Source organism: Acinetobacter calcoaceticus (genome assembly GCF_016508255.1).
In the GTDB taxonomy this organism is placed as follows: domain Bacteria; phylum Pseudomonadota; class Gammaproteobacteria; order Pseudomonadales; family Moraxellaceae; genus Acinetobacter; species Acinetobacter calcoaceticus_E.
Genome location: NZ_JADVKT010000004.1, coordinates 182613 through 207421 on the forward strand (window position 1 = coordinate 182613; position 24809 = coordinate 207421).

23 protein-coding genes and 1 riboswitch are annotated in these 24809 nt (G+C 39.8%); of the genes, 7 read left to right on the forward strand and 16 right to left on the reverse strand.

Going from position 1 to position 24809, the window contains the following annotated elements:
- Positions 1 to 96 precede the first annotated feature (96 nt).
- Positions 97 to 864 (forward strand): hypothetical protein, encoded by a 768-nt coding sequence (locus tag I5515_RS10270; protein WP_013196612.1) that lies wholly within the window; start codon positions 97 to 99, stop codon positions 862 to 864.
- 43 nt (positions 865 to 907) lie between these two features.
- Here I5515_RS10270 and I5515_RS10275 read toward each other — a convergent pair whose 3' ends face one another.
- Positions 908 to 1558, reverse strand: a complete 651-nt coding sequence (locus I5515_RS10275; RefSeq protein ID WP_013196611.1) for a response regulator — start codon at positions 1556 to 1558, stop codon at positions 908 to 910.
- A gap of 376 nt (positions 1559 to 1934) precedes the next feature.
- On the opposite strand from I5515_RS10275, the gene msuE reads away from it, so the two are divergent.
- Both msuE and sfnG read left to right on the forward strand, forming a co-directional pair.
- A complete protein-coding gene (gene msuE / locus I5515_RS10280) occupies positions 1935 to 2672 on the forward strand; it encodes an FMN reductase (RefSeq protein ID WP_199966387.1) in 738 nt (245 codons plus the stop codon).
- A 44-nt stretch (positions 2673 to 2716) separates the two neighbouring features.
- Positions 2717 to 3829 carry a dimethylsulfone monooxygenase SfnG gene (gene sfnG / locus I5515_RS10285; protein WP_199966389.1) on the forward strand — a complete coding sequence of 371 codons (1113 nt, stop codon included), beginning with the start codon at positions 2717 to 2719 and terminating at the stop codon, positions 3827 to 3829.
- Between the two features lie 93 nt (positions 3830 to 3922).
- On the opposite strand, the gene I5515_RS10290 is transcribed toward sfnG, so the two are convergent.
- A complete protein-coding gene (locus I5515_RS10290; protein WP_199966390.1) occupies positions 3923 to 4336 on the reverse strand; it encodes an Lrp/AsnC family transcriptional regulator in 414 nt (137 codons plus the stop codon).
- A gap of 105 nt (positions 4337 to 4441) precedes the next feature.
- Between I5515_RS10290 and I5515_RS10295 the strand changes: the two genes are divergently transcribed.
- On the forward strand, positions 4442 to 4984 hold the full coding sequence (locus I5515_RS10295; RefSeq protein ID WP_199966391.1) for a cysteine hydrolase family protein: 543 nt from the start codon (positions 4442 to 4444) through the stop codon (positions 4982 to 4984).
- A 44-nt stretch (positions 4985 to 5028) separates the two neighbouring features.
- Here I5515_RS10295 and acs read toward each other — a convergent pair whose 3' ends face one another.
- On the reverse strand, positions 5029 to 6978 hold the full coding sequence (gene acs / locus I5515_RS10300) for an acetate--CoA ligase (protein WP_199966392.1): 1950 nt from the start codon (positions 6976 to 6978) through the stop codon (positions 5029 to 5031).
- Positions 6979 to 7271: 293 nt separating this feature from the next.
- Between acs and I5515_RS10305 the strand changes: the two genes are divergently transcribed.
- Together I5515_RS10305 and I5515_RS10310 are read left to right on the forward strand one after the other, a co-directional pair.
- Complete coding sequence (locus I5515_RS10305) at positions 7272 to 7847, forward strand: DUF805 domain-containing protein (RefSeq protein WP_199966393.1); 576 nt, start codon at positions 7272 to 7274, stop codon at positions 7845 to 7847.
- A 113-nt stretch (positions 7848 to 7960) separates the two neighbouring features.
- Entirely contained in the window at positions 7961 to 8932 is a 972-nt protein-coding gene (locus I5515_RS10310) for a mechanosensitive ion channel family protein (RefSeq protein ID WP_199966394.1), read from the forward strand.
- Here the strand turns inward: I5515_RS10310 and I5515_RS10315 are convergent.
- The 5 genes from I5515_RS10315 to prfB all read right to left on the reverse strand — a co-directional run bounded on the left by I5515_RS10315 (position 8921) and on the right by prfB (position 13782).
- Positions 8921 to 9628, reverse strand: a complete 708-nt coding sequence (locus I5515_RS10315; protein ID WP_199966395.1) for a 16S rRNA (uracil(1498)-N(3))-methyltransferase — start codon at positions 9626 to 9628, stop codon at positions 8921 to 8923. The genes I5515_RS10310 and I5515_RS10315 overlap by 12 nt on opposite strands.
- A complete protein-coding gene (locus I5515_RS10320) occupies positions 9625 to 10917 on the reverse strand; it encodes a 3-deoxy-D-manno-octulosonic acid transferase (RefSeq protein WP_199966396.1) in 1293 nt (430 codons plus the stop codon). The genes I5515_RS10315 and I5515_RS10320 overlap by 4 nt, the downstream gene beginning before the upstream one ends.
- 157 nt (positions 10918 to 11074) lie before the next feature.
- A complete protein-coding gene (locus tag I5515_RS10325; protein WP_199966397.1) occupies positions 11075 to 12133 on the reverse strand; it encodes an alkene reductase in 1059 nt (352 codons plus the stop codon).
- Positions 12134 to 12161: 28 nt separating this feature from the next.
- Positions 12162 to 12464 (reverse strand): ArsR/SmtB family transcription factor, encoded by a 303-nt coding sequence (locus I5515_RS10330; RefSeq protein ID WP_016139876.1) that lies wholly within the window; start codon positions 12462 to 12464, stop codon positions 12162 to 12164.
- Positions 12465 to 12686: 222 nt separating this feature from the next.
- A protein-coding gene (gene prfB, locus I5515_RS10335; RefSeq protein WP_199966398.1) for a peptide chain release factor 2 occupies positions 12687 to 13782 on the reverse strand; the annotation gives its coding sequence in 2 pieces (ribosomal slippage) (positions 12687 to 13709 and positions 13711 to 13782; 1095 coding nt in all).
- A gap of 394 nt (positions 13783 to 14176) precedes the next feature.
- Here prfB and I5515_RS10340 point away from each other — a divergent pair.
- The gene (locus tag I5515_RS10340) at positions 14177 to 14944 is read left to right on the forward strand and encodes a putative porin (RefSeq protein WP_199966399.1); all 768 of its coding nucleotides are present in this window, start codon (positions 14177 to 14179) and stop codon (positions 14942 to 14944) included.
- A gap of 50 nt (positions 14945 to 14994) precedes the next feature.
- Here the strand turns inward: I5515_RS10340 and recJ are convergent, their stop codons facing one another.
- The 8 genes from recJ to I5515_RS10380 form a co-directional block, all read right to left on the reverse strand.
- Positions 14995 to 16695: a single-stranded-DNA-specific exonuclease RecJ gene (recJ, locus tag I5515_RS10345; RefSeq protein WP_199966400.1), complete on the reverse strand. Its 1701-nt coding sequence runs from the start codon at positions 16693 to 16695 to the stop codon at positions 14995 to 14997.
- The gene (gene pdxH, locus I5515_RS10350) at positions 16696 to 17352 is read right to left on the reverse strand and encodes a pyridoxamine 5'-phosphate oxidase (protein ID WP_199966402.1); all 657 of its coding nucleotides are present in this window, start codon (positions 17350 to 17352) and stop codon (positions 16696 to 16698) included.
- Between the two features lie 10 nt (positions 17353 to 17362).
- Positions 17363 to 18700, reverse strand: coding sequence for a phosphoglucosamine mutase (gene glmM, locus I5515_RS10355; RefSeq protein WP_199966404.1), 1338 nt, complete (start codon positions 18698 to 18700; stop codon positions 17363 to 17365).
- A gap of 149 nt (positions 18701 to 18849) precedes the next feature.
- The gene (gene guaB, locus I5515_RS10360) at positions 18850 to 20316 is read right to left on the reverse strand and encodes an IMP dehydrogenase (protein ID WP_127493522.1); all 1467 of its coding nucleotides are present in this window, start codon (positions 20314 to 20316) and stop codon (positions 18850 to 18852) included.
- Positions 20317 to 20519: 203 nt separating this feature from the next.
- Positions 20520 to 21317 carry an MBL fold metallo-hydrolase gene (locus I5515_RS10365; RefSeq protein WP_199966406.1) on the reverse strand — a complete coding sequence of 266 codons (798 nt, stop codon included), beginning with the start codon at positions 21315 to 21317 and terminating at the stop codon, positions 20520 to 20522.
- A 270-nt stretch (positions 21318 to 21587) separates the two neighbouring features.
- On the reverse strand, positions 21588 to 22163 hold the full coding sequence (locus tag I5515_RS10370) for a TMEM165/GDT1 family protein (RefSeq protein WP_013196598.1): 576 nt from the start codon (positions 22161 to 22163) through the stop codon (positions 21588 to 21590).
- Positions 22164 to 22178: 15 nt separating this feature from the next.
- Positions 22179 to 22364: riboswitch (yybP-ykoY riboswitch) on the reverse strand.
- A gap of 36 nt (positions 22365 to 22400) precedes the next feature.
- A complete protein-coding gene (locus tag I5515_RS10375; RefSeq protein ID WP_199966409.1) occupies positions 22401 to 22679 on the reverse strand; it encodes a hypothetical protein in 279 nt (92 codons plus the stop codon).
- A gap of 146 nt (positions 22680 to 22825) precedes the next feature.
- Positions 22826 to 24808 carry a 2-oxo acid dehydrogenase subunit E2 gene (locus tag I5515_RS10380; protein ID WP_199966411.1) on the reverse strand — a complete coding sequence of 661 codons (1983 nt, stop codon included), beginning with the start codon at positions 24806 to 24808 and terminating at the stop codon, positions 22826 to 22828.
- Between the last annotated feature and the right edge of the window lies 1 nt (position 24809).

Genomic DNA, 24809 nt, shown 5'->3' on the forward strand with positions numbered 1-24809 from the left:
ACTATTCCAAACGCATTTGATAAATGTATAACCATTTTTTAACCAATTTCTATATTAAGCGCCCCTGCTCACGAATTAATGCAAAGGACAATTGCCATGAATATTTCTGATAATAGCCCACAAAACCAACTCTCATCTCAACAGTTTTATCGTCAATACAGTGCCAATGCTTTACTTCCTGAACTAGATTGGCAAAGTATTTTTCCCAACAGCAAACTGAATGAAGCCCATATCAAAGCGTTAAATACGATTTATCAAAGCGCAGTCCCTCTCGCACTTAATGTATTTCATGATCTAAATTTTGATGTGTTTGCACCTGCGGCTTATCATCCTCAAGGATTAGGCTTATTTGATAAATTGGCACAACAAGAAGAAAACTTCTTAAAAGTGCTTAGCGCTGAAAGTGAAAATCTTGATCACGATACACGTCATCAAATTTGGAGCATGTTGCTTCGCGGTGGAGCTGTACTGGTTTTCAAAGCTTGGCTTGGCCATGTCAAACTTGGCGAAAATCAGCTAGATATGACTCAGTTTGATGAGCTTTCTGACTTACTCTTTATTAAAACTCATCCAGATCAACTTGCTGAACGACTACATGTCGATGAAAAAGCAAAACTCGACCATATCTTCTTAATGTATGGCAATGATATTTTCCTTGATCGCTTCAATAGCCTAGAAACAGCTGCACTTTTTGTAGATTTAGGCGTTTATGATGCAGCGTTTTTAAGCTTGCGTGATGACCGCGTGGCTGAATATTTAAAAATGAAAGGTTATGTGACTCAAGATCAAATTGATGATTTGCAATGTGCACTCAATCCTTTGTACTGCGACAGCCTAACACCAAAGCAAGATTGCCTTGCTTAAGTGGAACACATAAAAAAGACCTCAACTGAGGTCTTTTTTATTTTTAGATCTTCTTATCTTCAATATTTAATGCGCTAATGGCCAATACGGCTTGTGTACGGTTTTGCACACCTAATTTTCTAAAGATAGCTGTCACATGTGCTTTAATCGTTGCTTCCGAAACATCGAGTTCGTAAGCAATCTGTTTATTTAGCAAACCTTCAGCAACCATCATCAAAACACGGAATTGCTGTGGTGTTAAAGATTGAATACGTTCAGCTAAAGCAGTTTCATCTGCCGCTCTCGGATCAAGATTAAGGTTAGGTGGCAAATTAGGTGGTAACCAGATTTCACCCTCTAAAACTTGACGAATCGCTTCACCAATATGGCTTGGATGAGCAGATTTAGGAATATAACCCATCGCGCCATGTGCAATCGCACGCTGAATAATTGAAGTTTCTTCATGTGCAGAAACCACAATAATTGGAATAGCTGGATACTGTGCTCGTACATAGACTAGAGCAGAAAAGCCTGAAGCACCCGGTAAATTTAAATCGAGTAATACTAGATCAGGTTCTGCCCCATTTTCCAAACGCTCATAAAACTCATCAACCGAAGCTGTTTCATGAATTTGTGCCTGTGGCAGGCTATAACGTACTGCTTGAATTAAAGCATGACGAAACAAAGGATGATCATCAACGATTAAAATATTCATAAGCGATTAAAGTAATCTTGAGCATAATTATGGCCTATTGTAACCCTACTATTTAGATGAAAGATACGTTCATCTTATCCATTTTTATGCAAAATGATGATAAATGCAGAACTTAGCTAAAATTTTCAGATGTTTTTTAACATTTAATCAAAATTAATCTGTTTTTTATATAAGCTTACTTTTTATTATAAAAAATATATCATCAATAATTATATAAAATAAAAACAGCAACTTAATAGATAAATAAAGTATAAAAATCCACTATTTATCTTTTATATTTAAAACTGATAAGGTTGACCAATTTCGTTATTTTACAGTTCGCCGTCGTTGTTGATTAATAAGTCCAATCCCTTGTTTTAGGCTTAGGAACCAAATTATGACTGGTATCACATCACCAAAACCTTTGAATATTGTTGCTGTTTCTGGTGGCTTAAATACCCCATCTAAAACGGAAAGTCTGGTTCAAGCCATTCTTGATGAGTTATCCGAAGCAACCGACATTAAAGTTCATTTTATTAAATTAAGCGAAATTGGGCCTTTATTAGGCGGTGCATTTTATCGCAACCAACTTCCACAGCGTGTACAAGATGATCTTGCAGCAGTTGAAGCAGCAGATGCCCTCATTGTAGGTACACCAGTTTACCGTGCATCTTTTACGGGTCTTTTCAAACATTTCTTCGATTTTGTTGAACAAACTGCATTGGTCGATGTGCCTGTACTTTTAGCAGCATCAGGCGGTAGTGATCGTCATGCACTGGTACTTGAACATCAACTTCGTCCATTGTTCAGCTTCTTCCAAGCACAAACTTTACCAATCGGCGTATATGCAACTGATCGTGACTTTACCCCTGAATATACGGTGAAAAGCGAGCAATTATCAGATCGTATTACATTAGCAGTAGCACGTGCATTGCCAATTTTAGAATGGGCACCAGCGAAAGGTGAACGTGCTGAAGTAATCAAATCTAAGACTCAGCAAGCAAATCAAGAACTAGGGATTAATAAACAGATTGAGCAAGAAGAAGTTTTACCTTCAGCAGCGGTACCCAATCTGGATGCAGCAGAATCTCGCTTGCATCATAAGACTGGCAAATCATTAACGCATGTTGCCTAACCGCAATATGCCTAAATAAAAATAACGAATTGGGAGAACGCACCATGACGCAATTACAACAACCGATTAAATTTGCTTATTGGGTACCAAATGTGAGCGGTGGCCTTGTTGTAAGTAACATCGAACAGCGTACAGACTGGAGTTATGACTACAACATTCGACTTGCACAAGCTGCCGAAAACAATGGTTTTGAATATGCGCTTACCCAAATTCGTTTTACGGCGGGCTATGGGGCAGAAAACCAGCATGAATCAGTAAGTTTCAGTCATGCATTACTTGCAAAGACTGAAAAACTTAAGGTCATTGCTGCTATTCTGCCCGGCCCATGGAAACCGGCACTCGCTGCTAAGCAACTTGCAACAATTGATTATTTAACTGAAGGCCGTATAGCCATTAATGTAGTCAGTGGTTGGTTTAGAGGAGAGTTTGATGCGATTGGTGAAGAGTGGCCAGAACATGATCAGCGCTACGTCCGCTCTGAAGAATTTATTCGTACGTTAAAAGGAATCTGGACCACCGATAACTATAGTTTCGATGGTAAATACTATCAATTCCAAAACTACACACTTAAGCCAAAACCTCTGCAAAAACCTTATATTGAAGTATTTCAAGGCGGAAGCTCACGTGCTGCACGTGACATGGCTTCTCGTGTTTCCGACTGGTATTTTACAAATGGTAATACTGTCGAAGAAATTCAAAAACAAGTCGAAGATGTCCGCACTAAAGCAAAAGCCAATAACCACCATGTCAAAATTGGGGTGAATGCCTTCATTATTGCCAGAGATACCGAAGAAGAAGCAAAAGCGGTACTCCAAGAAATTATTGATAAAGCCAACACGGAAGCAGTAAATGCATTTGGCGATGCAACACGTGAAGCAGGTGCAGCTTCACCAGAGCAACAAGGTAACTGGGCGAAATCAAGTTTTGAAGATCTAGTGCAATATAACGATGGTTTTAAAACTAATTTAATTGGTACACCCCAGCAAATTGCTGAACGTATTGTGGCGCTTAAAGATGTAGGCGTTGATTTGATTCTTTCTGGATTCTTACATTTCATTGAAGAGGTAGAATATTTTGGGGAAAAAGTTCTACCACTCGTTCGCCAATTAGAACTTCAACAAGAAAAGGAGATAGAAATTCAAGCCAAATCAGCCTAAAAAACTTCAGTTAAAGCAGCGCAAGACAATAAAAACAATAAATTAAAAATAAAGACTTATTGGCTCCAAGACTCGGCTTGGAGCCTTTATTTTTTAGGATTTCTCAACTTCTCGAATTACTGTTTCAACCGAATAGCGGCACCATTTTGAAAGTTTTTCGATAAATTCATTTAATGCTGTGGGTTCAAAATGGCTTACGATCATATAACACGCTTTTCCCATGACCTTAAAGCATTCATCAATTTGTTCATATTGCTTGACTAAATTTTCAATTTCTTCAAATGCGCGTTGTTCATTTAAATGCAAATGAATAAATTGTTTATGGCTGTATTGCACAGCAATCGTGTAATTTTTAATGACACCCGCATCCATTAACTGAGCAATTCGAGCGCCTACCGCCTGCCCTGTTCGATGAACACGCTGTCCAATTTCTTTATTTGTCAGACGGGAATCTTGCTTGAGTAATGCAATAATTTTTAGATCAATCGGGTCTAATTCAATATTCATTTTTCATGGCGAAAGAAAATGGGCGGTAATGCTTTCATCTGACTATAGCCGATTTTGCAAGCAGAGAATAATCTTGTTTCATCTCATATCAACAAGAGTGATCTCATGAAACAAGCACTATTAATTATCGATGTCCAAAATGATTATTTTAAAAATGGCAAAATGGAATTGGTTGGGCCAGATCAAGCGCTAGAAAAAATAAAACAGCTCGAACAATATTTTAGCGAGAAAAACTTGCCAATTATTTATGTACAACATATTAATCCACCGCAAGCCAGCTTCTTCCAAGAAAATACAGATGGGGTTTTGCTTCATCCTGAACTCAACGCTCATAATGAGTCATTGATCGTGACAAAGCATTATCCAAACAGTTTTTTAGAAACCAATTTAGATGAACTTTTAAAAACACATCAAATTGAGCAACTCGTGATTACAGGCATGATGACTCATATGTGTATTGATTCAGGCACACGTGCAGCCAAAGAGCTTGGCTATCAACCCATTTTAATTGCAGATGCTACTGCAACTCGTGATTTAAGCTATGGTGGAAAGACTGCAAAAGCTGAAGAAGTGCAAACTGCTTTTTTAACTGCGCTGAGTACGTTTGCAAATGTACAAAATACTGCTGACTTTTTAGAAAACTCTTAATAAGGTTCAATAAAAAAGCCCCGATTGGAGCTTTTTCTTAGATATTAGTTTTGCTTGTCGGGATAGACCGTGGCAATTAACTGATCTACTACAGCAGGTTCAGCCAAAGTAGATGTATCACCTAAACTATCAAGCTCGTTTGCCGCAATCTTTCTTAAAATACGGCGCATAATTTTACCCGAACGCGTTTTAGGTAGTGCTGGCGCCCAATGTAGTGCATCAGGTGAAGCCACTGGTCCAAGTACTTTACGTACCCAGTTAATTAACTCTTTACGCAGCTCTTCCGACTCTGGTACGCCCGCTTGTAAGGTCACAAAAGTACAAATACCCTGCCCTTTAATATCATGTGGCATTCCCACTACCGCAGCTTCTGCCACGGCTTCATGCGACACTAGTGCACTTTCAATTTCAGCAGTACCTAGACGGTGTCCAGAAACGTTTAATACATCGTCCACACGGCCTGTGATCCAGTAATAGCCATCTTCATCACGACGAACACCATCACCTGTAAAATATGTATTTTTAAAGGTCGAGAAATAGGCCTCAATAAAGCGCTCAGGGTCACCCCAAATGGTACGCATCTGACCTGGCCATGAATCTTTAATTACAAGGTTACCTTCAGCCGCACCTTCTAACTCATTGCCCTCACCATCTACAATAGCGGGTTGAATACCAAATAACGGACGTGTTGCCGAACCGGGTTTTAAAGCTGTTGCACCCGGCAATGGAGCAATCAAAATACCTCCTGTTTCGGTTTGCCACCACGTATCAACAATCGGGCAGCGACCTTCACCAACCACGTTGTAGTACCAGTTCCAAGCCTCAGGGTTAATAGGTTCACCAACTGAACCAAGTAAACGTAAGCTGCTACGGTTACTTTCACGTACATACGAATCGCCTTCTCGCATCATGGCGCGAATCGCAGTTGGAGCCGTATATAAAATAGAGACTTTGTGCTTATCGACCACATGACCAAGACGTGCCCATGTTGGGTATTGAGGCACGCCCTCAAACATTAAGGTCGTGGTTCCATTTGCGAGTGGTCCATAAATGAGATAACTATGTCCGGTAATCCAGCCTACATCAGCCGTACACCAATACACATCATCCTGTTTTAAATCAAAAACCTCTTTAAAGGTACTGGCCACATAAACCAGATAACCACCAGTAGTATGCAAGACACCTTTCGGTTTACCAGTCGATCCAGATGTATAGAGAATAAATAAAGGGTCTTCTGCCTTCATAGGCTCTGGAGGGCAGTTCGCATCAACCTCCATAATAATGAGGTGATACCACAAATCACGACCCGGCTTCATTTCAATCGGGTTCGCATTACGGTAAACCACGACTACATTTTCAACACACTCTGTACCTGGCAACTCTAGAGCCAAATCGACATTTTCTTTAAGTGGCAATAGTTTTCCAGCACGTAGACTTGAGTCTGCGGTAATCACAAGTTTTGCTTGGCTATCTTCAATACGGCTTGCTAAGGAGTCTGGTGAGAACCCACCAAATACCACACAGTGAACTGCACCAATCCGAGTACAGGCCAACATGGCAATTGCAGCCTCAGTCACCATTGGCATATACAGCACAACACGGTCACCTTTACCAATGCCATATTTCTTTAAAACATTGGCAAAGCGACAAACTTCATCGTGTAATTCTTTATAAGAAACGATTTTATGGCGAGAAGGATGGTCGCCTTCCCAAATAATTGCAGGTTTATGAGGATGTTCTTTAAGATGCCTATCTAGGCAGTTTGCTGATACGTTCAACTCACCATCAGCAAACCATTCAATTTTGAAATTGTCTTTGTCAAAACTGGTATTTTTAACTTGGGTAAATGGCTTTATCCAATCGACAATTTTAGCTTGCTCTGCCCAGAATTCATCTGGGTGCTCGATAGAGTGTTGATAACGTTTAAAGTAGTCTGCTTCAACAGTACGAGCTGTTTTTTTAAATTCCTCTGGTACTGGATAGATCTCATTCATACGCAACTTCCTTGATCTTGTGCATCCCATCTCGAGACTGTGGCTATTATTTTAGTGGATCTTATTTGCATGCCTTTGCAGTATGATGACTCTTTCAAAATCCAAACAATGCGACTTTGGTCATATATTAACCACTTACTCAAGCATACGAAATTGTGAATATTTTTATAAAATTAAGTTGATTTAAAACATTTGTCTATAGCTTTTACTTTTATAATTTTTTCAAGATTTGATGGTTTTGATCATCAACAAAGATTATTTTTCTCTCATACGCAACACAGGAATAAAATAATATGTTTGCCCAAACGACCTCCTCACGCCCACCACAGCTCCCTTTTAAAGATAGTCCTTTTTCAATTCATGGGCGCTTTAATCGCATGAGCTATTTAGGTGGATATGGACTGATTTATTTAGTCACCCTCGTGGGTTATCTTATTTTGGCCTCATTCCTTGGAAATTTTCAGCTTTCAAGTAATCTGTTCAATTTTGAATTTTATAGCTCTCTTTCTGGCCTCAGTGCCTTAGTGGTCTGGGCTTTTTCGCTGTTCTTAATTTATTTAAATATTGTTCTCGTTGTGCGACGTCTGCACGATTTAAATAAAAGTGGTTGGATGGGATTGTTACTTTTCATTCCAGTTGTTCAGTTCTTTTTTATGATTTATTTACTGCTTGCCTCAGGTACAGCAGGTCCAAATGAGTATGGTCCTGTTCGACCTTCAACGTTTATAGAAAAACTCATGGCTTGGCTGATCTTAGTGGCTATTTTAATTAGCCTCATTTCAACAGCAGGTATTTTTTATTACTTCTCAGGTACCGATAGCCTAGAAACACCGACACAAATCTTACAAAAAGGAACGGAATACTTTTAATTAAAAAACACTTTATTATTTAGATGAACTCATTATAGTAGGCGCACATTTTATCTCCTACTATGATGGAAGCTGAAAACAGCTTTCATGAATTTATTCAATCGAGACTTGTCGTGGCTGATGAACAAAAATCCTTAACGGATGTTGCAAAAAATACAGGCGAACTTTTGCAAGAAGCGGGTACTAAAACTACTCAAACAGTTTTAGCACATACCGAGAAATATCATGATGCCTATACCACTATCGACAAAATTGTAGATAGTTTCTGGGAACGTGTGCCTTATATCTGTATTGCGATCACTGTTTTTATTATTTTTTGGCTATTGACCAAATTATTTAAGTTCTTTGTTCGCAAGACTTTAGAAAATCGCTCGTATACTCGCCAAAATTTAGTGCTTGTTTTAAACCGTGTCGGTAGTACAACAATTTTATTCTTTGGTTTCTTAATTGCTTTAGTTATCTCGATTCCAGGGTTTACACCAGGGCAGTTAATGAGTGCACTGGGTATCGGTTCGGTCGCAATTGGTTTTGCATTTAAAGATATCTTTCAGAACTTACTGTCAGGCATCTTAATTTTATTAAGCGAACCTTTCCGTATTGGTGATTCGATTGTTGTTAATTCGCTTGAAGGAACTGTTGAAGACATTCAGATTCGTGCAACGTTCTTACGCTCACCAGATGGTCGCCGCATTGTTATTCCAAACGCGACTGTGTATACGAGTGCTTTAACGGTAAATACAGCGTACCAACAACGACGCTGCGAGTTTGTAGTCGGAATTGGTTATGATGACGATGAGCAAAAAGCAAAAAAAATCATTTTAGATATTCTCAATAATGACCGAAATGTCCTCAGTCAGCCTTCTTTCTCTGTCAATGTAACAGCTTTAGCAGATTTCTCGGTTAACCTTACCGTACGCTGGTGGATTGATACAACTGAAACTGATATTTCATCATCTACGAGCGCCATTCAAACGCAAGTAAAACAAGCTTTCAATACCAACGGTATTAATATTCCTTACCCAATTCAGGAATTAAAAATGGCTGTAAATCATTTACCCTTGAGTACAGACAACTCAAATAAATAAACGCCCTAAAATATAAGAAATTGACGTTTCTGTTCTTAAAATACGGTTGCCTAAGCTCACAGCTTGGCAGCCGTTTTTTGTGAGTAAATCAATTTCATAAGGAATAAATCCACCTTCGGGACCCACGATTACACTACAAGCATGGCCAATACTATTTGGCATACTCTGCTCAGCATAAGGATGAGCTACATAGGCAGGAGTTTCTTTTGAAATTAAGCTTGGCAAAACATCTTCAACAAAAGGTTTAAAACGTTTATACATTTGAATTTCAGGAACAACAGTGTCACCTGCTTGCTCAAGGCCTAAAGTCACATAATTGTCGATTTGTTGCAAAAATGGAGTTTGCCAATAGCTTTTATCTACGCGGTAACTATGAATCAGACTAATCTTTTGAACACCTAAAGTCACACTATCCATAATTAAGCGGCGTAAAACTTTTGGCCTTGGTAAAGCCACAATTAAATGAACTGGATTTTTTGCAGGTACAGCCTCTTCACTAATAGGACGTATACAAACTTCTTGTTCGTTAATCGAAATAATTTCAGTGGTATAACGTGCACCGTTGCGAATGCCAACTTTCAGATTTTGGCCGACCGTGACATCAAGATGATCACGTAAATGCTGTAATTGGCGCTTTGAACGAATTGACCATGTATCTGACTGGATATCTTCTGGTTCTAATAGAACGATATTCATGATTTGTCGGCCAAATACCGGTTAATTACTCCAATATGTTTTTGCAATGAACCTTGATTCCGCTGTAAGACTTTATGCGCTTGCTCTACCACCTGTTGGGTCTGTTCAGGCTCAGCTAAACAAGCCATCCAGATTGCTACAACCTGTTCTGCATTTTGAGCAATCAATACACCATTTTCATCAATGAACTCATCGACAATGGTTTGGAAGTTAAAGTAGCGGGGTCCAATCACTGTTGGAACATTTAAAACCATAGGCTCTAAAATATTATGCCCACCACCTGGCTCATTTAAAGAACCACCTACAAAACATACCTGACTCAAGGCGTACCACAACCAAAGCTCACCCATACTATCGGCTAGATAAACCTGTGTACTCGTATGAATACTTTGGTTCAAACTTCTACGATGAGTAATTAAATCTAGGTTTTGGCAAATTTCAAATACTTCATCAAAACGTTCAGGATGTCGAGGTACAACAATACAAACCAGCTCGGGGTTCGACTTTAAATAAGGTTGAAGTACCTGCAAAATTTGTTGTTCTTCAGGTGCATGTGTACTGGCAATTGTCAGGACTTTACGCTGCTCCAAATACCATAGCTGGTGTAACTTTGCAGCCTGATTTAAAAATGCTTCTGGTGCATGAATATCAAATTTAATATTTCCCACTACCTGACTTTTTTGCTGATCTAAGCCAAGTTCTACATAACGCTGACGGGTTGCATTATCTTGTGCCAAAACCCAATCGATTTTTCCCAGCATTCCTGCTGTTAATCCCGTAACCCGACCATAACCTTTAGCAGATTTTTCAGATAACCGGGCATTTAACAATAAGCACGGTACATGTTGTAGCTTGGCTTGATCGATTAAATTTGGCCAAAGTTCTGTTTCAACCAATGCTAAAAGTTTTGGCTGATACAACTCAAAAAATTGTTTTAAAAGATGCTTTTGGTCAACAGGCAAATAAACTGCTTGAAACAAGTCTAAATAAGGCGCTTTTAGAAATAATGATTTAGCGCGTGCCTGACCTGTTTTAGTCGTATTGGTAACCAAAACAGGTTGTCCGAGCTTAAGATAATGCTCGATTAAAGGCTGTGCGGCATTGGTTTCTCCAACCGAAACAGCATGGAACCAGATTACTCTCACATTTTTCGGAGATTCAAACGGTCCAAATCTTTCAAGACATTCCTGATTATATAATTCCTGGCTTTCTGCACGTTTTTTTATCCGCCAGTGGTAAAAAGGTTTTAATAAATGGAGTGCGGTGTTGTACCAAAATGGGGTCGCCAAGCGGGTTGCCTCAAATAGTCAAAATTTCAAACTGGGGGAAAATATAACATAGATAAAAAAAATGGCAGAGTTTCGATACCTAAACTCTACCATTACAAAAAAAGCGATCTACTGAGTCCATAAACAAACTAGATCAGTAAATAATCATTTAAAAAATTTACGAAGCTTCTAGCGTTGGATAGTCAGTATAACCTTCAGCACCTTTCGCATATAAAGTCGTTGGTTGAAGTTCATTTAAAGGTAAGTCTTGCTCTAAACGCTGTAACAGGTCCGGATTTGCAATATATGCCTTACCAAAAGATACTGCATCAGCTTCACCATCACGCAAGATACGTTTTGCTGACTCTGGTGTTAAATTCTCGTTGGCAATCCATACACCATTAAATTTTTCACGAAGTTTTGGACTAATGCTGTCAGCCGCTTCATATTCACGAGAGAAAATGAAAGCAACATTACGTTGGTTAAGTTCTTCAACCACATAACCAAAAGTTGCTAACGGGTTTTCATCTCCCATATCGTGCGAGTCGCCACGCGGTGCAATATGTACACCTACTCGGCCAGCGCCCCATACTTCAATAAAGGCATCAACAACTTCTAATAACAAGCGAGCACGGTTTTCAACAGGACCACCATATTGGTCATCACGCTGGTTAGTATTACTTTGAAGGAACTGGTCAATTAAATAACCATTTGCTGCATGTAATTCAACGCCATCAAAACCAGCTGCTTTAGCTAATTCTGCTGAATGTTTATATTGAGCTACAACCTCTTTAATTTCTTCTAGAGAAAGTGCACGCGGCTTCACATACGGACGCTTAGGACGCAATAGGCTCACTTCACCAGCTGGCTGAATCGCACTCGGTGCAACAGGAATATCGCCGTCTAAAAGCTCAGGATGCGAAATACGACCCACATGCCAGAGTTGAGCTACAATTTTTGAACCTTGAGCATGAACTGCCTCAATAATTTTATTCCAAGCTTGCGCCTGCTCTTGTGACCATAATCCCGGGGTTTCTGCATAACCCACAGTTTTTGAACCAATCACTGTTGCTTCAGTCAAAATAAGACCAGCATTTGCACGCTGTTGATAATATTCAACCATTAAATCATTCGGTACTCGGCTTTCACCACTACGCGCACGCGTTAATGGAGCCATCACCAATCGATTTTTAATTTCAAAATCACCAACCGTTAAAGGAGTATTGAGTTCAGCCATAATCGCCTCGACTTACACATTAAATAATTTAAAGTGTTTGTTTTAAATGTTCGATATATTGCTGAATCAAAGCTTCGTTACGTGAAAAATAAGACCATTGACCATATTTTTGGACCTGAATGAGGCCCGCCTGTTGTAACACAGACAAATGATTAGACATCGTAGACTGAGCTACTTTACCCAACCGTTCAATATGACCTGCACAAACACCCTTCTCAAAACTACCACCGCACTCTTCAACAGGTAAATAATGGTCAGGTTCTTTTAACCATTGCAAAATTTGCCGGCGCAGAGGATTGGAAAGGGCTTTGCTAATTGCATCAATATCCATAGGCTCAACACGTCTTTTTAAACGAACAAAGCTTTGTTCAGCATTTCAAAAACATCATATCGCATTTTTGCGATATTCATATCTATTTTTTCCGATATTCATATCGCATTTTTTCGATCAACATTTAAATACTGAACTGCTTTGCCGTTTTAATCACTAAGAATCCAAGAGTCCTACATATTCATAGAGGAATTGTATTTAAACTAAAAGTTCAACAGACTCTTATAAACCTTGTTTTAAACTCGCCTCAATAAAGCGATCAAGGTCACCATCAAGAACAGCACCTGTATTAGAGTTTTCAACACCCGTACGTAAATCTTTAATACGTGAATCATCTAATACATACGAACGAATTTGACTTCCCCAACCAATATCAGACTTCGAGTCTTCTAGCGCTTGAGCTGCTTCATTACGTTTTTGCATTTCCAATTCATACAATTTTGCACGTAACTGTTTCCATGCGTGGTCACGGTTAGCATGCTGCGAACGCTGGTTCTGACACGCCACCACAATACCTGTTGGAGTGTGCGTCAAACGAACTGCCGAATCGGTTTTGTTAATATGCTGACCACCTGCACCTGATGCACGGTAAGTATCAGTACGAACATCGGAAGGATTGATATCAATTTCAATATTGTCATCAACCTCTGGTGAAATAAATACTGCAGAGAATGAAGTATGACGACGGTTACCACTATCAAATGGTGATTTACGAACTAAACGGTGTACACCAGATTCCGTACGTAACCAACCATACGCATATTCACCTTCAACACGAATCGTTGCAGATTTAATGCCAGCCACATCACCGTCAGATACTTCCATGAGCTCGGCTTTAAAGCCATGACGTTCAATCCAGCGCATATACATACGTAATAGCATAGATGCCCAGTCTTGTGCTTCTGTACCACCCGAACCTGATTGAATCTCGACATAGCAAGGATTTGGGTCCATCGGATTGCTAAACATACGACGGAATTCAAGTTTCGCCAATTCATCTTCAGCTGAACCGAGTTCGGCTTGTACATCTTCAAGCAAGCTTTCATCATCAGCTTCTACAGCCAAATCCAACATTGCTTTTGCATCTTCAAGCTGTGTTGCCAAACCATCTAATACATTAATAACGTTCTCTAGTTCGCCCTTTTCTTTTGCCATTGCCTGAGCACGACTTTGATCACTCCAGATCGCAGGGTCTTCTAACTCACGTAAAACTTCTTCTAAACGTTCTTTCTTTAGATCGTAGTCAAAGATACCCCCGTAGTGTTTGGCTACGATCAGTTAAGTCTTTCAATTGGTTTAGATAAGGATTAATTTCCACGCGAGTGTTCCCATAAAAACAGATAAACAGTCAATTATTTTACCATAGCTATGGGTTATCTTCGAAGCAGCTTTCTATCTCTCGTTATATTTTAAATACGATAATTTTTAAGTTTTCTTCAGTTCATTTTAAGTTTAACCAGTAACATCCTCATACAAAATTGGGTATTTTTACAGCATTTCTTATGATCTACACAAAATATCCTTAATTTTAATAAAATAAAACATTCTATTTTTATATATTAAAATCAAATATTTAAGTTGAATACAATTACAAAAAAAGCACATAGTTACAGTATGGTTACTTGTGCAAGATTGACGCTATCTGATTTTCCTCTAGACTAAAAGTTGTAACAAAACATTTATAAAATCGCTTTTTAGAGGGGAGAGATTCCATGAAAAAACTAGCAATTGCATCAGCTCTTTTATCTACACTCGCAGTAAGTGGTGTAGCAAACGCTTACCAAGCTGAAGTTGGTGGTTCTTACAATTATCTTGATCCAGACAACGGCAGTAGCGTAAGTAAATTCGGTGTTGACGGGACTTATTACTTTAATCCTGTTCAAACTCGTAACGCTCCACTTGCTGAAGCGGCATTCTTGAGCCGTGCAAGTAATGTTAACGCCCTTATCAACTATGGCGATAACAGCGGTACCAAAGACACTCAGTATGGCGTAGGCGTAGAATACTATGTTCCTAACACTGATTTCTACCTTAGCGGTGATGTAGGTAGAAACGAGCGTAAAATTGACAACATAAATTACGACCAGAAAGTTACGACTTATGCTGCTGAAGTAGGTTATTTACCAGCTCCTGGTTTATTGCTTGCGCTAGGTGTTAAAGGCTACGACGAAAAAGACGGTAAAGACGGCGCTGATCCAACAGTTCGTGCTAAATACGTTACTCAAGTAGGCCAACATGACGTAAACCTTGAAGCATTCGGTGCGTTTGGTGATCTTGACGAATATAAAGTTCGTGGTGACTACTACATCGATAAAACTTTAAGTCTTGGTGTGGATTACTACAACAATGACTTAACTGATAAAGATGAATTTGGTATCAATGCTAAAAAATTCTTAAATCAACAAGTAAGCGTTGAAGGTCGTATTGGATTCGGTGACAACGACAACACTTATGGTGTTCGTGCAGCATACCGCTTCTAATCTCACCTAAAAGTTTATAAAAAAATCCGCTCAATTGAGCGGATTTTTTTTTATTGGTCTAAATGCACAATGCGTAATTGCAAATTTACATTGCCATTAAACGCATTACGATCAATCTCATAGACCAGATGAACCTCATCTCGCATAGGATTAAAGTCAAAGCGCCCCGCTGCATTAAAAGCAATCGCATCAAAAGTATATTGATCAAGGGCTAATCTAAGTTTTAGATGTGTTTCTTTCAGCCAGCGATAATCAACCACTTTAAAATACCCTTCAAACTGGGGAAAAGGGAATTTTTGTCCCCATGGTCCTAGCTGCTCTATCCAGTCCAATGTGTCTAGTTGCAAAGCCGAAGCTGGTAATTCTCCATCCGTCCATAGTGTCGCTTGAAACAGGGATTCTTCCATGGCTACAACACAGGCAGTAAAGATAGTTTTAAAAGCATCAAAATTTTCTTTACGTATCGTTAAACCTGCCGCTGCCGCATGTCCACCAAAATGGCTCACCAATTCGGGATGTTGTTCAGCAACCTGTTCAATCATATCTCGAATATGCACGCCATCAATTGAACGCGCAGACCCTTTAATATGAATACCATCTTCATCTGGTGCAAAAACTATTGTTGGTCGATGGAACTGTTCTTTTAAACGCCCTGCCACAATCCCAATCACGCCTTGATGCCAGCTCTCTTCAAAGAGTACAAGAGCTTGTGGAATATCTTCTTGTGAGAGTTGCAAGCTGTCTAAAGCAGATAAAGCTTGTTGCTTCATCTCCCCTTCAATTTGCCGCCGCTCTATATTTAACTGATTTAATTGTTGAGCAATCGGGTAAGCCGTTTCCATAGAGTCTGCTAATAAACATTCAATACCGATTCGCATGCTCTCCATACGCCCAGCAGCATTAATACGCGGACCTAAAACAAAACCTAGGTCTTGTGCACGCAAAGACGATGCTTCTCGACCAGCAATATCCAATAAAGCCAATATTCCAACACGACATTGATGTTGCTGAATGCGCTTCACGCCTGCATCCACTAAAATGCGGTTGTTATAATCCAATACAGCAACATCCGCATAAGTTCCCAAAGCGACTAAATCTAGATATTGAGTGACTTTACTTGTGCTTTTACCTTGTCTGCTACGTAAACTTGCCAAATTAGCCAGTACATAAAAAGCAACACCAACACCAGCCAGCGCTTTGCTTGGGAAATTACAACCTAACTGATTTGGGTTAACCACCGCTTCTGCTGGAGGTGTTTCTTTAGTTGTTAAATGATGATCTGTAATAATGACCTTCAGCCCCAAAGCATGGGCTGTATCAACCCCAGCATGGCTGGAAATTCCATTATCTACCGTAATTAATAGATCGGGTTGATAAGTTTGATGAGCAAGCTCTGCAATCGCAGGAGTAAGCCCATAACCGTATTTAAAACGATCTGGAACCAGATAGTCGACTTGTGCTCCCATATCCCTGAGTGCTAAAACCATTAAAGCTGTGCTGGTTGCACCATCTGCATCATAATCACCGACAATAACAATTTTTTTTTGCTCATCAATGGCTTGATCTATTAATGCTACAGCGGTTTCTATACCTTTTAGCTCTGGAGCAAGCAAATTTTTAAGTTTTAGCTCTAGTTCTTGTTCCGATTGCACTCCACGTCTTGCCAAAATTTCGGCAATAAACGGAGGCACGCCCTGAAACTGTTCAGGGCGTGTCAATAAAGGTCTTTGTTTGATTTGTATTTTTGTCATTTAAGGCATCAGCCGGTGCAACATCCATTGACCGTCGATTTTTTCATAACTCAAGCGGTCATGTAAACGATTTGGTCGCCCTTGCCAGAATTCATAATAATCTGGTTGCAGACGATAGCCTCCCCAGAACTCTGGTTTATCAAGCACTTCACGACTTTCGACTTGCTGTTGTAAATCTTGAAAACGTTGCTGCAATAGCTCTCGATTCTCAATTTTACCGCTTTGTGGTGTACTGATATGCGCTGCAATCTGGCTATCACGTGGACGCTTAAGATAGTAATCTGTAGATTCCTGTTCAGGAATTTTGACTACATGGCCACCAACTCTCACCTGACGCTCTAGACTTGGCCAGTAAAATAGTAATTCGGCATAAGGGTTTTCTGCTAAATCTATCCCTTTCTGACTGTCATAGTTAGTATAAAAATCATACCCAGCTTCTGTAGCACCACGTAACAAAACCGTTCGAACATGTGGGCGGCCACGAGCACTTGCTGTTGCTAATGACATTGCATAGGGTTCATGCAAATTGGCTGCTAAAGCATGGTTAAACCAACCGAGAAACTGCTGATGAGGGTTTAATTCAACCTGCCCCTCATGCAACTCCCCTTGCTCATAGCTTAAGCGTAATTCACTTAAATCTTTAATGACATCACTCATGTCATTCACCTTATGCGACTTGTGCTTGTGAGCGAACAGCATCAGCTAAATGCTGAGCTAAAGCATTCACTTCTTGCTCATCATCACCTTCAACCATGACACGAATCATAGGCTCTGTTCCTGACTTACGAATTAAGAGACGCCCTCGGCCTTTAAGCTGTGCTTCTGCTTTATCAAATTCAGTAACCAATGCCGGAATAGAATATGGGTCAATCATCTGTTCTAAACGCACATTTAAAAGAACTTGCGGGAATAATTTAAAGTCCTGAACTAATTCATGAAGCGCTTTATTTTGCTCAACCATTACCGTTAATACTTGCAATGCCGCAATAATGGCATCACCTGTCGTACTCTTGTCTAAAGTGAGAATATGACCAGAAGGTTCACCACCTGTCACCCAACCATTTTCCTCTAAAGCCTGTAATACATAGCGGTCACCGACTTTTGCACGAACAAAACCAACATTTGCTTTTTCAAGTGCAATTTCAAGTGCCATATTACTCATGACAGTGCCAACAACACCCACAGGTTTTTTCTGAGCTTGGGTCGCTAAAATATATAAGATATGGTCACCGTCAATTAAGTTACCAAACTTATCGACCATCACCACACGGTCAGCATCGCCATCAAAAGCAATCCCTAAGTCTGCCTTGTGCTCAACCACTGCTTTTTGTAAGTGCTCAGGATGAGTTGAACCACAGTTTTCATTAATATTTAAACCATCTGGCTCATTATATAAGGCAATCACTTTAGCGCCTAGTTCACGAAAAACTGAAGGCCCAACGCTATAGGCTGCACCATGAGCACAATCCACAACAATTTTTAAATTATTTAAATCAAAATGATATGGGAATGTAGATTTACAAAATTCGATATAGCGGCCGTTCGCATCATTTACACGAACACTTTTACCCAAGTTGGCGGTGTCTTCAATCAATAAATCTTTTTCTAGTTCTTGATTAATAGCTTCTTGTAAGGAATCTGGTAATTTTTTACCTTCACTTGAGAAGAATTTAATCCCATTATCAAAATATGGGTTATGTGATGCAGAAATAACGATGCCAGCATAGGCATGTAAAGCACGTGTAAGGTGTGCAATTGCTGGCGTAGGTAATGGACCAAGCAAGTGAACATATACGCCAGCAGCGTTCAATCCCGCCTGCAAAGCAGCCTCTAAAATATAGCCAGATAAACGAGTGTCTTTTCCTAATACAACAAGCGGTTTATTTTTTGGACTCGTTCGTTTTAATACCTTCCCTGCAGCAAAGCCTAATTTTAAAGCAAACTCTGGCGTAATAGGCGTTTGCCCAAATTTTCCACGAATACCATCTGTTCCAAAATAACTCATAACTTATCTCATTTTTACGCCACTCCAGCGGTGGCTCATTTCATATATGGCCATTCCGCCATATTTCTTTTCGTTAGATTTACTTTACACCAAAAACAAAAAGCCGTCAGTGTAATGACGGCTTTCTTCATTGTTTCGGTTACCAAAATCTAACCAACACGATAGTTTGGAGCTTCTTTAGTAATCGTTACATCATGAACATGCGACTCAGACATACCTGCTGAAGTAATTTTCACAAATTTCGCATTTTGACGAAGATCTTCAATCACCGATGAACCGGTATAACCCATCGATGAACGTAAACCACCCATCATTTGATGAACGATGTTACCCATTGGACCTTTATATGGAACACGGCCTTCGATTCCTTCTGGTACTAACTTTTCAGCACCTGCTTTCGAATCTTGGAAATAACGGTCTGCAGAACCTGTTGCTCCCGCCATTGCGCCTAATGAACCCATACCACGATATGCTTTGTAGTAACGACCTTGGAAAAATTCAACCTCGCCAGGCGCTTCTTCAGTACCAGCAAGTAATGAACCCACCATGATTGTACTTGCACCCGCACCGATCGCTTTTGCCATATCGCCAGAGAAACGAATACCGCCATCTGCAATTAAAGGAATTTGATCTTTCAATGCGTTAGCAACGCTGTCAATCGCAGAAATCTGTGGCATACCAATACCTGCCACAATACGAGTTGTACAGATAGAACCAGGACCAATACCGACTTTAACTGCATCAGCACCTGCGTCTAATAATGCTAATGCAGCATCACCAGTTGCGATGTTTCCGCCAATCACTTGTACTTGAGGGAAGTTTTGTTTCACCCAACGTACACGTTCAATTACACCAGCTGAATGACCATGTGCTGTATCAACAACAATTACGTCAACACCAGCTTCAACCAATGCTTCCACACGACTTGGTGTATCAGCACCTGTACCTACCGCAGCACCAACACGTAAACGACCAAGATCATCTTTACAACTGTTTGGATAACTCTCAGCTTTACGGAAGTCAGTCACTGTAATTAAGCCTTTAAGTTCGTTGTTTTCGCCAACGACCAAGACTTTTTCAATACGGTGTTTTTGTAATAATGCTTGAATATTTTCTTTAGACTCGCCTTCACGCACAGTCACCAAACGATCTTGGCCTGTCATGATGTTGCTAACTGGTTGCTCTAAATTGGTTTCAAAACGCGTATCACGGCCTGTTACAATACCAACAACCTTGCCGTCTTTAACAACAGGTACACCGCTAATGTTATTAGCCGTGGTAATTGCAATCAGTTCACGTACTGTAGTTTCAGGCGTTACAGTGATAGGGTCTTTCACCATACCCGCTTCGAATTTCTTCACACGGCGTACTTCTGCAGCTTGAGCAGCAATATCCATGTTTTTGTGCAAAATCCCGATACCACCATTTTGTGACATTGCAATCGCCATACGTGACTCAGTCACTGTATCCATTGCTGCTGAAACTAATGGGATATTTAAATGAATGCCGCGAGTTAAACGTGTCTTTAAAGAGACATCTTTTGGGAGAACAGTAGAGTAGGCAGGAAGTAATAAGACATCATCGAAGGTTAGCGCTTCTTGAACGATGGTCAGCATAACAATCTCACTGGTAAATTCCGTGAGCTATTATAAACAAATTTCAATGCAATTTTCATATTATCTTTGCCTTTTTCAGCAATACATATCGGCCTGTTCTAAATAATTTCCACTTAATTATACTTTTAGCTCTATTTTTTAGCTCTTATCTTTTTATAACCCAGAACTTCGTCTGGGTTAATTATTAGAAATAATATTTAGATTTATGCAGGACAACTAAAAATTTGTTCTGACATTAAATCGACACCGCAAGCTAAAGTTTCAATCCAGTCTAGAAACTGATTAATCATTTCTTTACCCATAAACGGACTGCCATGCTGCGGAACGATCATTTCAATATCCATCTGCCGGACCATATTAACCCATAAACGGATGACCTTATTGGAACACATATAGCGTTGGTGAAAAGCCTTCATTTTCATCACATGCGTATCGAAATCTTTTAGCGCCTCACTTGCATCTTCAACAATCGAAGCTCCCATATCACCAGAAAATAGAATTTTAGCGATGGGATCATAAAACTGAAAATTGCCCACAGAATGTAGAAAATGGGCTGGAATTACTACTAACTTCGATTCTCCAAGCTGAATCACTTGACCTTGGTCTGGCAGTTCAATCAGGCGATCTTCCCAATTGCCTTTCATGCGTTCACTCATGAATGATGAATTTAGGTGCGGTAAAAATCGTGCCCATAATTTTGAAGCGACGACTTTAGCATCGGTATAGACCAACCAGCGCGGCATTGAAGTAATAATATCTGGATCCTGATGAGAAGCCATCACGTAGTCCAGATTTTTCAAGCGCGTATATTTATTGAGTTCCATCGTCAGTGGAACATAGGTTAAATCACCACCTGGATCTATCACAGCAGCGCGTTCATGATCAATAATTAAAAACTGATTAGCTTGTATGCCTTCCCCTTTGACCAAACTCGTAAAACTAATACACTTATGAATACCATTATCAAATAATATCTGCGATGTTGTTTTTTCAAACCCCATACAATTCCCCAAAAAAACTTTAAATATTAGATATTTTTATATCCATAATAAAATAAAGGGATTCAACAATTCTTGCAATGAATTGCTTTATTTTCCTCATAATATTTTAAAATAACTTTGGCTTTTCTTATGTTAGAAATGAATCATTAATAAATTTGGTAGCTCTCAACAGCTCATACTCAATTAACTTTACCGTGAAATTTAACTATTAAAATAACCTACAAAAAACACACTCGAATTGAGTGCGTTTTGATACGAGTTTAAAATTATTTAGAAAAAATAATGCTGCACTAAAGTAGAAATACCAACAATTAAGAAAATAGCAGCACCAATTTTATGAATGAGTGAGATAGATAAACGTTCAGCTAATTTATTACCAATAAATACAGCTGGTGCATTAGCAATCATCATACCTAACGTTGTACCTAGCATAACCCAGAAAATACTGTCGTAACGTGCAGCCAAGGCTACTGTTGCGATTTGCGTTTTGTCACCAATTTCTGCTAAGAAAAACAAGATAAAGGTTGCACCAAAAACACCAAATTTTTGCCACCTGTTAATGCTATCAGTTTCATCATCTAACTTATCTGGAATAAGCATCCAGAACGCCATACCAATAAAACCACCTGCAAGTACCCAAACTAAGATTTCAGGACTCAAGACGGTTGTAATCCACTGTCCAAGCACAGCAGAGATACCATGGTTAATTAGAGTTGCTAAAAGAATTGCAATGAGAATAGGGATTGGCTTGCGGAAACGTGCAGACAGTAGAAGGGCCAACAATTGAGTTTTATCGCCCATTTCAGCTAGGGCAACGATCGAGGTAGAAATCAGAAATTCTTGCATGTCGTTTCTCTGGCTAGCATAAATGCCCATGACCTACCTCTCCTGCTAGCCAAATATCTGCAGAGTGGTAAATCAAAGGTCTTGCCAACTCGGAAACGATGAGACGTTTAAGCTATGATGACCACGTTCTGTTGAACAATTATGTTGATCATCACCTATTCATTCAGAAATGAATAGCGGCTACTCCCCAATGAAGTATGGGTTTATTATATTCAAGTAGTGCTATTTTTCAAACATTCAAATAAAAAAATTTATCCATACCCAGACTAACAATCGGCCTAAGCCCAATAGTATGGCTAAACAAATACTTAAGTTAATAAACCCAAAATTGTTAATGCCCGATACATGTTGTGATTGAAATTCAAATGGTAAAATAAGCGTTGCTACAAATACTTCTAAACCCATTGCAACGTAAGTCATCCACTCCCAAGGGAAATGTAAAATACTGACCCACAACCCTATCAATAAAAATGCAACCAACAGAATCGGCAACATGATTTTAAAAAAACCCACCATTTATTATTTCTCCCTTATCTCATAACGAGAAATTTCTCCTCTCTCGATTACTCCCTATTAATCTTTAGATTAACCTAAAACTAATTAAATGAAATATCAAAATAAAACCCCGCCGAAGCGAGGTTTTAATTATTCATTTCAAAATATTAGATTAATAAAGTACGAATATCTTTAAGAAGTTTCGTAAGTTTATTGGTAAAGCGAGCAGCGTCTGCACCATTAATTACACGGTGGTCATAAGACAATGACAACGGCAACATTAAGCGTGGGTCAAAGTCTTTACCATTCCAAACAGGCTGCATCGTTGCTGGTGAAATACCTAAAATTGCAACTTGCGGCCAGTTCACAAGTGGTGTAAATGCTGTACCACCTATTGCGCCTAAACTTGAAATGGTGAAATTCGCACCTTGCAAGTCTTTCGGTGTTAATTTCTTATCACGTGCTTTTTGACCTAACACGCCCAATTCAACTGCAATTTGCTTAATTGATTTTTGGTCTGGGTTACGAAGTACTGGTACTGTCAAACCATCTGGTGTTGCAACAGCAATACCCATATGGATTTCATTGCGCAAGAGCACTGATTTACCATCATCAGATAGATGACCTGCAAACTCACGCTCTTCTTTCAACAAATACGCAACCGCTTTAATAATGAATGCCATAATCGTCAGGCTGACACCTTCTTTTTTGAAGTTGCCTTTCAGCTCATTACGCCAATCTTCTAACTCAGTAATGTCAGCCAAATCAAACTGGGTGACTTGCGGAATAAAGTTGTTCAACGACAATTGCGGTACAGACACTTGCTGTAAGCGCGTCATTGGCTTCACTTCACCACCACCAAAAGCAGTAAAGTCAGGCAGTGAAGGCAATCCAGCAGGAGCCGCCGTAGCTTGAGCAACTGGTGCTGCTTGTGGTGCAGTTAAACGAGTCTTCACATAAGCAAAGATATCTTCTTTAATAACACGGCCATGCTCACCAGAAGTTTTAACTTGCGATAAAACCACACCAAGTTCACGAGCTAGCTTACGAACAGCTGGTCCTGCATAAACTTTAGCGTTTTCGGCTTCTTGCTCTTTGGTTAATTTATCATTACCAGAAACTGGAGCAGATACAGCCTGAGTCGGAGCAGGAGCTGCCGCTTTAGGTGCTGCTGCCTGTGGAGCTGGAGCTACCTCTGCTTTTGCCGCTGGCGCAGCAGCAGGTGCTTGGCCTTCAGCTTCAATTGTTGCAAGTAAAACACCTTGTGAAACCTGTTGGCCTGCTTGTAGGTGAATTGCTTTTACAACACCTGCAACAGTACTTGGAACTTCAACAGTTGCTTTATCAGACTCAACAACAACAAGACTTTGGTCAACATCAACTTTATCGCCAACTTGTACCAAGATTTCAGCAACAACTGCTTTATCTACGCCTAAATCAGGAACGTTAATATCAATTGGTCCAGATTGCATAGCAGCCGCAGCTACAGTTTCTTGTTGAACTGGTGCAGGTGCTGCAACCGGAGCTGCTGTAGAAGCTGGAGCTTCAACTGGCGCACTTGATGCAGATGTTGTTTTCACTTTAATGAGCACAACACCTTCTTTAACTGTATCGCCTTCTTTAACTTGAATGCTTTCTACAGTACCAGCAACACTGCTTGGTACTTCTACAGTTGCTTTGTCAGATTCAACCACAACGATGCTTTGTTCAACATCGATTTGCTCGCCAACTTTTACTAAAATTTCACCCACTAGTGCTTTTTCAACACCAATGTCAGGAACTTGAACTTCAACGATTTGGCTCGTGGTTGCCGCTGCTGGTTGCGCAGCAGTTGAAGCCTGTTGTACCGCTGCCGGCGCTGCTGATTGTTCAGCTGCTGGCGCAGGCTTTGCAACTTCTTCTGCTTGAGCTACAGGTGCAGCACCCTCAGCTTCAAGTTCAAACAATACCGTACCTTCAGTTACGCTATCGCCTTCTTTGATTAAGATGCTTTTTACTACACCTGCTGAAGTGCTAGGCACTTCAACAGAGGCTTTATCTGACTCAAGCAAAACAAGGCTGTCATTTTCAGCAATGCTATCACCAACTTTTACCAAAATTTCAGCAACAATTGCTTTATCTACGCCAATATCAGGGGTCTTAATTTGCATG

Bases quoted from the DNA above. Each gene is read 5' to 3' on its own strand.
- I5515_RS10380 (WP_199966411.1), bottom strand. From the start codon at position 24,808: ATGCAAATTAAGACCCCTGATATTGGCGTAGATAAAGCAATTGTTGCT.
- I5515_RS10295 (WP_199966391.1), top strand. From the start codon at position 4,442: ATGAAACAAGCACTATTAATTATCGATGTCCAAAATGATTATTTTAAA.
- I5515_RS10270 (WP_013196612.1), top strand. From the start codon at position 97: ATGAATATTTCTGATAATAGCCCACAAAACCAACTCTCATCTCAACAG.
- I5515_RS10275 (WP_013196611.1), bottom strand. From the start codon at position 1,558: ATGAATATTTTAATCGTTGATGATCATCCTTTGTTTCGTCATGCTTTA.
- I5515_RS10375 (WP_199966409.1), bottom strand. From the start codon at position 22,679: ATGGTGGGTTTTTTTAAAATCATGTTGCCGATTCTGTTGGTTGCATTT.
- I5515_RS10305 (WP_199966393.1), top strand. From the start codon at position 7,272: ATGTTTGCCCAAACGACCTCCTCACGCCCACCACAGCTCCCTTTTAAA.
- sfnG (WP_199966389.1), top strand. From the start codon at position 2,717: ATGACGCAATTACAACAACCGATTAAATTTGCTTATTGGGTACCAAAT.
- I5515_RS10290 (WP_199966390.1), bottom strand. From the start codon at position 4,336: ATGAATATTGAATTAGACCCGATTGATCTAAAAATTATTGCATTACTC.
- msuE (WP_199966387.1), top strand. From the start codon at position 1,935: ATGACTGGTATCACATCACCAAAACCTTTGAATATTGTTGCTGTTTCT.
- I5515_RS10330 (WP_016139876.1), bottom strand. From the start codon at position 12,464: ATGGATATTGATGCAATTAGCAAAGCCCTTTCCAATCCTCTGCGCCGG.
- guaB (WP_127493522.1), bottom strand. From the start codon at position 20,316: ATGCTGACCATCGTTCAAGAAGCGCTAACCTTCGATGATGTCTTATTA.
- recJ (WP_199966400.1), bottom strand. From the start codon at position 16,695: ATGACAAAAATACAAATCAAACAAAGACCTTTATTGACACGCCCTGAA.
- I5515_RS10370 (WP_013196598.1), bottom strand. From the start codon at position 22,163: ATGCAAGAATTTCTGATTTCTACCTCGATCGTTGCCCTAGCTGAAATG.
- I5515_RS10365 (WP_199966406.1), bottom strand. From the start codon at position 21,317: ATGGGGTTTGAAAAAACAACATCGCAGATATTATTTGATAATGGTATT.
- acs (WP_199966392.1), bottom strand. From the start codon at position 6,978: ATGAATGAGATCTATCCAGTACCAGAGGAATTTAAAAAAACAGCTCGT.
- I5515_RS10340 (WP_199966399.1), top strand. From the start codon at position 14,177: ATGAAAAAACTAGCAATTGCATCAGCTCTTTTATCTACACTCGCAGTA.
- pdxH (WP_199966402.1), bottom strand. From the start codon at position 17,352: ATGAGTGATGTCATTAAAGATTTAAGTGAATTACGCTTAAGCTATGAG.
- I5515_RS10315 (WP_199966395.1), bottom strand. From the start codon at position 9,628: ATGAATATCGTTCTATTAGAACCAGAAGATATCCAGTCAGATACATGG.
- I5515_RS10325 (WP_199966397.1), bottom strand. From the start codon at position 12,133: ATGGCTGAACTCAATACTCCTTTAACGGTTGGTGATTTTGAAATTAAA.
- glmM (WP_199966404.1), bottom strand. From the start codon at position 18,700: ATGAGTTATTTTGGAACAGATGGTATTCGTGGAAAATTTGGGCAAACG.